At 70.0% G+C, this 9,503-nt stretch carries 10 protein-coding genes; 3 read left to right on the forward strand and 7 right to left on the reverse strand.

The window, feature by feature from the left end:
• The coding region (locus FF041_RS05855) for a DUF305 domain-containing protein (RefSeq protein WP_407698113.1) at positions 1–477 on the reverse strand (477 nt) is incomplete at its 3' end.
• A gap of 186 nt (positions 478–663) precedes the next feature.
• Here FF041_RS05855 and FF041_RS05860 point away from each other — a divergent pair.
• Complete coding sequence (locus FF041_RS05860) at positions 664–2,190, forward strand: LVIVD repeat-containing protein (RefSeq protein ID WP_153521326.1); 1,527 nt, start codon at positions 664–666, stop codon at positions 2,188–2,190.
• On the opposite strand, the gene FF041_RS05865 is transcribed toward FF041_RS05860, so the two are convergent.
• The 5 genes from FF041_RS05865 to FF041_RS05885 form a co-directional block, all read right to left on the reverse strand.
• On the reverse strand, positions 2,142–2,879 hold the full coding sequence (locus tag FF041_RS05865) for a TetR/AcrR family transcriptional regulator (RefSeq protein WP_153521327.1): 738 nt from the start codon (positions 2,877–2,879) through the stop codon (positions 2,142–2,144). The genes FF041_RS05860 and FF041_RS05865 overlap by 49 nt on opposite strands.
• A 233-nt stretch (positions 2,880–3,112) precedes the next feature.
• The gene (locus FF041_RS05870) at positions 3,113–3,799 is read right to left on the reverse strand and encodes a phosphatase PAP2 family protein (protein WP_153521328.1); all 687 of its coding nucleotides are present in this window, start codon (positions 3,797–3,799) and stop codon (positions 3,113–3,115) included.
• Between the two features lie 175 nt (positions 3,800–3,974).
• Positions 3,975–4,910, reverse strand: a complete 936-nt coding sequence (locus FF041_RS05875) for a M56 family metallopeptidase (protein WP_153521329.1) — start codon at positions 4,908–4,910, stop codon at positions 3,975–3,977.
• Positions 4,911–5,041: 131 nt separating this feature from the next.
• The gene (locus FF041_RS05880; RefSeq protein WP_323391315.1) at positions 5,042–5,683 is read right to left on the reverse strand and encodes a DUF5134 domain-containing protein; all 642 of its coding nucleotides are present in this window, start codon (positions 5,681–5,683) and stop codon (positions 5,042–5,044) included.
• A 106-nt stretch (positions 5,684–5,789) separates the two neighbouring features.
• The gene (locus tag FF041_RS05885; protein WP_153487588.1) at positions 5,790–6,176 is read right to left on the reverse strand and encodes a VOC family protein; all 387 of its coding nucleotides are present in this window, start codon (positions 6,174–6,176) and stop codon (positions 5,790–5,792) included.
• A gap of 97 nt (positions 6,177–6,273) precedes the next feature.
• Between FF041_RS05885 and FF041_RS05890 the strand changes: the two genes are divergently transcribed.
• Positions 6,274–6,828 (forward strand): GNAT family N-acetyltransferase, encoded by a 555-nt coding sequence (locus FF041_RS05890; protein WP_153521330.1) that lies wholly within the window; start codon positions 6,274–6,276, stop codon positions 6,826–6,828.
• 44 nt (positions 6,829–6,872) lie between these two features.
• On the opposite strand, the gene FF041_RS05895 is transcribed toward FF041_RS05890, so the two are convergent.
• Positions 6,873–7,556 (reverse strand): glycerophosphodiester phosphodiesterase, encoded by a 684-nt coding sequence (locus FF041_RS05895; RefSeq protein WP_153487585.1) that lies wholly within the window; start codon positions 7,554–7,556, stop codon positions 6,873–6,875.
• Between the two features lie 449 nt (positions 7,557–8,005).
• Between FF041_RS05895 and FF041_RS05900 the strand changes: the two genes are divergently transcribed.
• Positions 8,006–9,421 (forward strand): DUF6421 family protein, encoded by a 1,416-nt coding sequence (locus FF041_RS05900; RefSeq protein ID WP_153521331.1) that lies wholly within the window; start codon positions 8,006–8,008, stop codon positions 9,419–9,421.
• Positions 9,422–9,503: the final 82 nt, after the last annotated feature.

The following is a 9,503-nucleotide window of genomic DNA, read 5'->3' on the forward strand; positions in this document are numbered from 1 at the left end:
CTTGTCGTCGCCGGAGTTATCACCGCCGTGATCTCCATGGTCGCCGTGATCCTGACCACTCTTCGGCGTGTCCTTGCCATTGATTTTCAGCCAGCCTTCCATGGCGCCGATCTCCGGCTTCTGGCCGGCTGATATGCGCTCCGCCAGCCGCTTGACCTGCGTCGATCCGGCGCGATCCGGGGCCAGTCCGGTCATCGTCAGCGCCTGGCTGTGATGGGCGATCATCATCCGCGCGTAACGGAGGTCCGCGGCGTTGGGGGAGTCGTCCGGCAGCGCCTTCTGCGCCTCCTCGGCCGACAGGGTCTTCGCCGGCTCGCCCGGCTTGCCCGGGGCCACCACGGAGGCGCTCGCCCCGGCTTCGGCCTTGGCCGGACCGCCCGAGTCCGACTGGCAGGCCCCCAGGGCCAGTACGGCGACCGCGACTGCCGCGGCCGTGACCGCTCTGCGGACACCTCTGGTCGTGGGGCGGTACAACACGGCGACCTCCTGGCCCACTTAGGGCGTTTGGCGACTGTTTGACATATGTCCTAGCACGGTTCCCGCGCCTGTTGATCAAAAACTTTCATTACGTCTCTGTTGCCATCTGTTGAGATGTGCATGCAAGGGAAGATACTGCCGAGGTCCGTGAACCGTTCGAACAGGAACGGAAACAAGGGAGGACGTATGACCTTGTCGCCCAAGAACCGCGTACGGCGGAGACGGCTGGGCGTGGCTACCGCCGCGGCCGGCCTGCTCGCCACGCTGCTGACGGCGGGCCCCGCGCTCGCCACCCCCGACCCGGGGGACGGCTCCGTCAAGAAGGAGAAGCTCTCCTCGGGTGAGGCGGCCCAGGACCGGTCGGCCATCAAGTCCGGTGAGATACCCGGCGTGGACGAGATCGTCCACAGTGACAACATCGAACATCTCATCAACGTTCCGAAGGGCGCGCTCAAGGGCACCAATACGGACATCTCCTTCCAGGGGAAGTACGCCTTCGCGGGCAACTACGACGGCTTCACCATCTACGACATCAGCAACCCGAGGTCTCCGAAGACCGTCTCGGAGGTCCTGTGCCCCGGTGGCCAGAACGATGTCTCGGTCTCCGGTGACCTGCTCTTCCTGTCCACGGACTCATCGCGCAGCGACAACTCCTGCAACAGCAAGTCCCAGTCGGCCACGGTGAAGGAGTCGTGGGAGGGCATCAAGATCTTCGACATCAGCGACAAGCGCAACCCGCAGTACGTCGCCGCTGTCGAGACCGCGTGCGGCTCGCACACGAACACGATCGTGCCCGAGCGCCGCAACGTCTACGTCTATGTCTCGTCGTACTACCCGAACGCGGCGTTCCCCGACTGCCAGCCGCCGCACGACGGCATCTCGGTCATCAAGGTGCCGCGCAAGGCCCCGGAGAAGTCCGCCGTCGTGGGCTTCCCGGTGCTCTTCCCGGGTGACGGCGGCAACCCCGGATCGCCCACCAACCCGGGCGTCTCCCAGACCTCCGGCTGCCACGACATCACCGTGCTGCCCTCGAAGGACCTGGCCGCCGGAGCCTGCATGGGCGACGGCATCCTGTTCGACATCGAGGACCCCGAGAACCCCAGGGTCATCGAACGGGTCCAGGACAACGTGAACTTCGCGTTCTGGCACTCGGCCACCTTCAACCAGAAGGCCAACAAGGTCGTCTTCACCGATGAGCTGGGCGGCGGCGGCGCGGCCACCTGCAACGCCGAGATCGGTCCGAACCGCGGCGCCAACGGCATCTACGACATCACCGGCAAGGGAGACAAGCGCGAGCTCGCCTTCCGGAGCTACTTCAAGATCGACCGGCACCAGGCCGACGCCGAGGTGTGCGTCGCGCACAACGGCTCGCTGATCCCGGTCAAGGGCCGCGACCTGATGATTCAGGCCTGGTACCAGGGCGGCATCTCGCTCTGGGACTTCACCGACTCCTCGAAGCCCAAGGAGATCGGCTACTTCGAGCGCGGTCCGATCACCCTCGACCGGGTCACCACGGGCGGCCCCTGGTCGACGTACTACTACAACGGCCATGTCTACTCCAACGACATCGCCAAGGGTCTCGACGTACTGAAGATCAACGACAGGCGTACGGATCCGGCGAAGAAGGTCAAGCTGGGCGAGCTCAACGTCCAGACCCAGCCCGACTACTTCGACGATGACGACGACGACGATGACGACGACCACGACGACTGATCGGTCTGACCGGTCCGACCGATCTGATCCGTCGGGTCGTTCTGATCCGTTGTAGGAGCGGTCCTCCGCTCATCATGTGTTCCGCCGGGCGGCGTGCCGTCCGGCGGAACGCCGAGCTCCCAGTCGAGTCCGTACCGCTGGAACAGCTCGGCCCGCAGCCGTGCCTGAGGCATCGGCGCGCCCGGCAGCACGATCGCGAAGACCGCGCCCATCAACAGGGCGCGCAGCAGCGGATAATCCGCGTCGATCTGCCGTGATCCATACCGCTCCACCGCGCAGCGCAGCAGCATGGCCAGCCGCTGCTGCTCGGGGCACTGGACGAACCCCTCGGCCTGCAAAACGCCGGACATATGGGTCCGCATCAGTACGGGACGGTCGGTGGCGAGTCCCAGTACGGCGTCGATGGCCCGCGCCAGGAACTCGTGTCCGTCCTCGGTCCGCGGCTCCTTGTAGAGCGCCGTCTCCAGGGTCCGGTGCATCAGCCGGTGCACGGCCGACTGGAGCAACTGGCGCTTCCCCGGGAAGTAGTACGAGACCAGGCCGCGCGCGGAGCCCGCCCGGTCGGCGATGTCGGCGAGCGTCGTGGCCTCATAGCCGCGTTCGCCGACCAGCTCCACCGTCGCCTGAAGAAGCCGCTCCCGGGAACGCCTGCGCATCTCTTCATTGACCGATGGGCTCCGCGGGGACATGCTGGACTCCTGCGTTGACTGGCTCAGAGCCAATATACTCAGCGCGGCACGCCGCGAGGCCCTCAGGGCCTGGCAGGCGTGGTGGTTGTCCTGGACCGGGCGACGCGGGGGATCGCCCGGTCCGGACGGCCCGGTAGGGAGTCGCTCCCCGCGCTGAGCGGCCGTACCCGGGGAGGACGCGCGTCCGGCGCCTCGGAAGCGTCCCGGACCGTCAGCGGCCCGGACCCGCGGGCTCAGTCACGGCGGGAGCGGACCAGCCGCTCGTAGAGCACGATCGAGAAGCCCGCCCAGCCCGCGCCCATCAGCCAGCCGGCCAGGACGTCGGTGGGCCAGTGCACCCCGAGATAGAGCCGGGTGAGACCCACGCCGATGACCGATACGACGGCCGCTGCCACACTCCAGAACCACAGCCTGCCCTGGGCGCCGTGCAGCCTCAGCAGCCACAGCAGCAGACAGCAGGCGACGGTGGCCGTCATCGCGTGACCGGAGGGAAAGGCGGCGAGGTGCGCGGAGTCCACCGGATCGGGCCACTGCGGGCGCTCCCGCCCCACCGCCGTCTTCAGCAGCGTCTGGAGCAGCGCGCCGAGCGCGGTCGCCGCGGCGACCCACACCGCGAGCAGCCGCTCGCGCCGCTGCCACAGCCAGAGAACGGCGACGGCGATCAGGATCCGCATGGTCCAGGGGTCCCACACCCAGTCGGTGAGCACACGGTTGACGTGGACGAAGCCGGGCTCCCGTACCGCGCTGCGGTGGAGCGTCTCCGCGGTCCAGCGGTCGAAGGAGAGCAGCGGTGGCCAGGCCACGGCGACCAGGGTCAGCAGCACGGCCGAGGCGGCGGCCAGAGCGGCGGTGGCACGGACGGGTCCGGCGGTGCTCCGGTGTGCGGGGGAGGCGGGGGGCTTGGGTCGGGGGGAAGACATGGGGGCGATCATTCCTCCCGTGGGGGGCTCGGGCCATTCGTACGCCCCGTGGATGCGGTGGACCGGCCCCGGGGAGGCCATCGGGACCGGTGTCGCTGGGATGGATCGGGCGGGGTCGGCGAGAGGCTGCCCCGATCCATGCGACTGCCCCGCACCGGCCCCGGCCGGTGAGGGGTCACCCCAGTGCGCGCAGCGCGGGCACGAACGCCACCAGCAGCGGAACCACCGGGACCAGCGCGGCGGCGGCCGTCAGCCGGAGCCTGCGGCCGGGGGTGAGCCGGGGCGTCGCCGACAGCAGTCGGTGGACCCGCTGCGGAAGCTGGGCCTCCGGGGCGGGGCAGGGGCCGAACACCCCCCGGTCCTCATTGAGTTCGACCAGGGCGAGCGCGATCGTCAGCCGCCCGAACCGCTTGGAGGCGACGTCGTCGGCGGCAAGCTCCACCAGCCGGTGCATCTCGTCGCGGAACGCGGCGAACACCGGGATCTGCGGAAAGCCGTTGGCCAGCGCGGAGGAGCAGTGCAGCAGCCAGTCGTGGCGGGCCCGCGCGTGGCCCTGCTCGTGCGCCAGCACCGCGTCGAGCTGGCGGCCCTTCAGCCGGCGCAGCGCCGCGGTGGTGACGACCAGCCGGGGCGCCGCGCCCGGCAGCCACCAGGCGCCGGGCCGCTCGCCCTCCAGCACCACGAGCCGCTCGCTCCCCGGGGTCTCGCCGGGCAACAGGGGGGAGCGGAGCAGTAGTTCGGAGCGCCGCTTTCTGCGCCGGGCCCGCGCCTCGGCGATCTCCCGGGTCAGCATCGCCGCCGTCCAGAGCCCGCCGCACGCCAGAACGACCGCGAGCACGGCGGGCCACGGCTCGTCCGTTCCGAGCGCGTACGCCTCCACCACCGCGTGCGGCGCGGGCGCGAAGACCTGCCCCCGGACGAGCTGCCAGGCCGCCGCCGCGCTGAAGGTCATGGAGAGCGCGAACGACAGCAGCACGGCGGCCACCACGCACTGCCACACCCAGAGCGCCACGATGGGCTCGCGTTCCGGCCAGTCGGCACGCGACACCAGGCGCGGGGCGAGCACGGCGGCCAGTGCGCCGAGCGACAGCAGCACAAGGGAGACCAACATGTGATCAGCCTATGAGTGCCGGACCGGCCGGGGGTATGCGGTCACCCGGCAAGTGACGCACGACACGTTTCTTCCGGCTCAGGGGCCACAGGTCTTCCGGTTCGAGGGTCACGGGTCTTCCTGCTCGGGAGTCACAGGGTGAACAGCATCGCCAGCGTCGCGAGCCCCATGACCAGCCGGCAGGCCGGAGCCATCCCGGCGTTCCGCTCCTGTGCGGGGTGGCAGGGAGGCGCCGCCCCGGCGGCGATCCGGCCCGCCCCGGGAGTGACCGCCCCCGTCCCCGGAGCGAGCCCGGCCATCGGTACCGGCCCCGGAGCGGCCGACAGCGGCCCCGGTAAGGCGGGGACCAGCCGCAGACCCCGGTGGAGCACATAGACGGCGTAGTACGCCAGCAGCGCCCCGGTCACCACCGGGACCCCGGCCGCCGTATGCCCCCGCTGACCGGTCCCGTAGGCCATCACCAGGGCCATGTACACCATCGAGAGGGAGCCGACGGCATGGTGCAGATGGTGCGCGGCCCCCCGCAGGGCGGACCACAGGGCGCCGAGCGCCGCACCGCCGAAGACCGCGGCGTACACCGGCCACACCCACCCGGGAGGCGTGAACACGGCCGCGGGCACGGCCATCGCCGCCATGCCCAGCCCCATCAGCGCCTCGCCCCCCACCGCCGCCCGGTCCCGCCTCGGGCACCGGCGCAGCCGGGCCAGGCAGTACCCGCCGGTCCAGGCGCAGAGCGCGACCAGCAGCCAGCCGGACACCACGGGTGCGTGCACGGGACTTCCCCCTTCCGGCGGCTCTCCTGGGTCGATGCCCGTGTCCACTGGGGCGTACGCGGGCGCACAGGAGGCTGAGGAGCGTGCGGGCGGGCGGCCGGTCCGCTCAGGGCCGGTAGCGCATCGGGTGGTCCTCGGGCACCTCGACGACGATGATCTTGTGCCCGTCGGGGTCGGCGATCATCATCTCGATCAGCCCCCAGGGCTCCTTCACCGGCGGGCGCAGCACCTCGACGCCCCGCGCCGCGAGCTCCTCATGGACCGCCGCCGCGTCCTCGACCTGGAGCCACAGCTCCAGAGCGGTCCCGGCGGCGCCCTCGGCGCGGCCGGAGAGCTCCAGGAAGCCGCCGCCCAGGAAGTAGACCGTGCCGCGCTCGGGCCCGGTGCCGAACTCCCGGTAGACCGGGAGGCCGAGAGTCTTGCCGTAGAACTGTCGGGACCGGTCCGGATCGACGGGTCGGACCACTGTCCGGCTGCTCAGCACGTGAACCATGACCGAACTTTAGAGGCGCACCCCGTACTCTCGTGCCCACTGCACAGTATTGGGCCGCCCGGATCGGGCCGGCATCTCGTGATCGGAGAGCAGCGCCATGGACACCGCACCGCCCCGGGGCTCGGGTGAACTCACTTTCCGTGATGGCGTCGAGGGCGATGTGCCCGCACTGGTCGAGCTGATCCAGTCCGCCTACCGAGGTGAGCGCAGCCGCGCAGGCTGGACCACAGAGGCCGATCTCATCGGCGGCGGACGGGTCGACGCGGCCGGGGTGCGGAAGGTGATCGAGGGTTCCGACAGCCGTCTGATCGTCACGGAGCGTGCCGGCGAGTTGGTCGCCTGCTGTCAGCTCGAACGCCGTGAGAAGGAAGCCTACTTCGGCATGTTCGCGGTCAGCCCGCTGCTCCAGGCCGGCGGAATAGGCCGCCGGGTGCTCGCCCGGGCGGAGCACCTCGCCCGTACGGAGTGGGGGGTGCGCGAGATGCAGATGACGGTGCTCGCGCCGCGGCATGAGCTGATCGCCTGGTACGAGCGCCGGGGCTACCGCCGTACGGGACTGCTGAGCCCCTTCCCTTACGGCGAGGAGACCGTCGGCGTCCCCTTCCGCGACGATCTCGTCTTCGAGCTGCTGGTGAAGGACCTGACCGGCTGACGGACGGCTGACGGACCGGCTCCGCCCGGTCCGTCAGCGGACCGTCAGGCCGTGAACCGGCCCGTGCGCCGGATCTCCGGGAAGTCGGTGGTCACCCCGTCGAGTTCGAGCGCGCGCGCCAGCCGCAGCTGCTCCTGGGTGTTCACCACCCAGCCGATCACCTCGATCCGCTCCGTGTGCGCCCGCTCGACGGTCTCCAGGGTCAGTCTGCGGATGTTCAGCGCGAGGGTGTCCGCGGACACCTCTTTGGCGCGGTCCACGATGTCCGTGCCCCAGCGGCTGGCGATGAGCACCGTCCGCACCCCGGGCACCAGCGCGGAGATCTCCGCCACCGCGTCGTCGTGGAAGGACGACACGGTGACCCGGTCGACCAGATCCCGGCGCAGCATCACCTCGCCGAGCGCGCGGGCGGCGGCCACATCCTTGATCTCGGCCTGGAGCGGGGCGCGGACCGCGTCGAGCACCTCCTCGAAGAGCGGCACCCGCTCGCCCTCGCCCGCGTCCAGCTCCCGGAGCTCGGCGAGGGTCTTCTCGGCGATGGGCCCGGTGCCCCCGGTCGTACGGTCCACCTCCGCGTCGTGCATGACGACCAGCGCGCCGTCCTTGCTGAGATGCAGATCGAGTTCGATGGCGTCCATACCGCAGCGCTCGGCCCGGACGAAGGAGCGCAGAGTGTTCTCCGGCTCGACTCCCATGACCCCGCGATGACCGATGATGAGGAAAGTCAAGGTTCTCTCGCTTCCGTCGACGGCGGCTTGCGCCCGGCACGCGGTCGGAGCGCGTGGCACGGCAAGGACGCAGCCTAGTGGGCGGTCCGGGGCGGGCGCTCGTCCGCCGGGGCCCGGCGGGGTTTTCGGGGTCCTGGCCGTACGCCGTGGCGGCGCGGTCCGCGCCGGACCGGGCGCGGACCGCGTGGAACCGGCTCCTTGCCATCCGATCGTGGGCGTGTTTGGACCGGAGTTGACGCGGCGGCGCGGGGCAGCGGGTCGCGGTGACGGCGGTGAGTGGCGAGTCAGAGGCTGTACGTAGCGGAAGTGACCGCCAAGATCCTTACTCGCCGCAAACTTTTCGGTGATCATGGGGGGTGCGCAGGATAATTTCCCATCTCCCACTTGTCCTGAGGATCCCCGGATGGATACGGTGTCTTGACGCGAGGTTCTCCCGTGGAGGAAGTGACATGACGGAAATTCTTGTGCAGGACGCTGTCCTAGCGCCCATATCCACTGCCGACCGGGTAGTGGAACATCCCGCTTGGCCGAAGCTCAAGAATGCCGTCGACGAGATCCGCCCCTGGCAGTCCAAGGACGGCTCCATCGACTTCGACGCCGAGGGAGCGCCCACCCGCGCCGCCGCCGAAGCCGCGCTCGAAGCGATCGCGGAGGCCGTCGGGGAGCTCTCCCCGCTGCTGCCGCACGACGCGGCGTACCACCGCGCGCTCGTCTCCGATCTGCGCAAGTGGGCCGACAGCGCCTTCGACGTCCCCGACTTCCTGGACTCGCTGCTCGCCTTCCACCCCGCCGCCGGGCGCGCGGACGGCCTCCAGCACCTCGTCGTCTTCCCCATGTACACCCAGAACGGCAACCCGGACCGCAATCTGGAAGCCGTCGTGCTGCGCATGGTGTGGCCCGAGTGGCTCGCCGAGCTGGAGCGCACCCGCTACGACAACCCCCTCTTCTGCGGCATCACCTTCGAGGACTTCACCGCGGGGTACGACACCAACTCCGCCGTTCTCTTCCCCGAGACCATCGCGGTCCGCGAGGCCCCCGAGCGCTTCACCTGGGGCGGCATCTTCTGCGACCGCGAGGCCGCCCGCTTCCGCGCGGTGACCACCGCGGCCGTCTCGGCCCTCGGAATCGACCTCCCCGACGACATCCGGGAGATGATCGGCGACCAGCAGCGCTGCCAGGAGGCGTTCGTCCTCTGGGACCTGGTCCACGACCGCACCCACAGCCACGGCGATCTGCCCTTCGATCCCTTCATGATCAAGCAGCGCCAGCCGTTCTGGATGTACGGCCTCGAAGAGCTGCGCTGCGACCTCACGGCCTTCAAGGAGGCCGTCCGCCTGGAGGCCGAGGGAGTCCCCCAGGGGCGCGACGCGCAGTACGCGGTCCTCTTCGACCGGATGTTCCGCTTCCCCGTCACCGGCGACCGGGTGCGCAACTACGACGGCCTCGGCGGCCAGCTGCTCTTCGCCTATCTCCACCAGCACGATGTGCTGCGCTGGACCGACAACACCCTGAAGATCGACTGGGAGCGCGCTCCGCAGGTCACCAACGAGCTCTGCGCCGAGATCGAGAAGCTCTACCGCGACGGCATCGACCGGCCCAAGCTGGTCCACTGGTTCGCCGCCTACGAGCTGGTCTCCCGCTACCTCTCCCCGCACCCCGGCTCCCGCTGGGCCAAGGGCCCCGACGCTCTCGATCTGAGCCTGCCGCCCCGAAAACTGGTGGACGACGTGCTTCCGGACGAATTTCCGCTCAGCATGTTCTATGAGGCGCTCTCCAAGAAGCTGAAGCATGTGATCGCCTCCACGAAGGGGATCACCGCCACCGGCCCGGTGGCCGTCGGCGCCGCTTCCGGAGCAGCCGCGTGAGCGTTCGTATCAAGGAGGCGAAGACCATGAAGAACACAGGCGGTCCGCTGGAGGGCGCCGTGGTCGCGGTCGCCGGCGCCGC

This window comes from Streptomyces jumonjinensis (genome assembly GCF_009600885.1).
In the GTDB taxonomy this organism is placed as follows: domain Bacteria; phylum Actinomycetota; class Actinomycetes; order Streptomycetales; family Streptomycetaceae; genus Streptomyces; species Streptomyces jumonjinensis.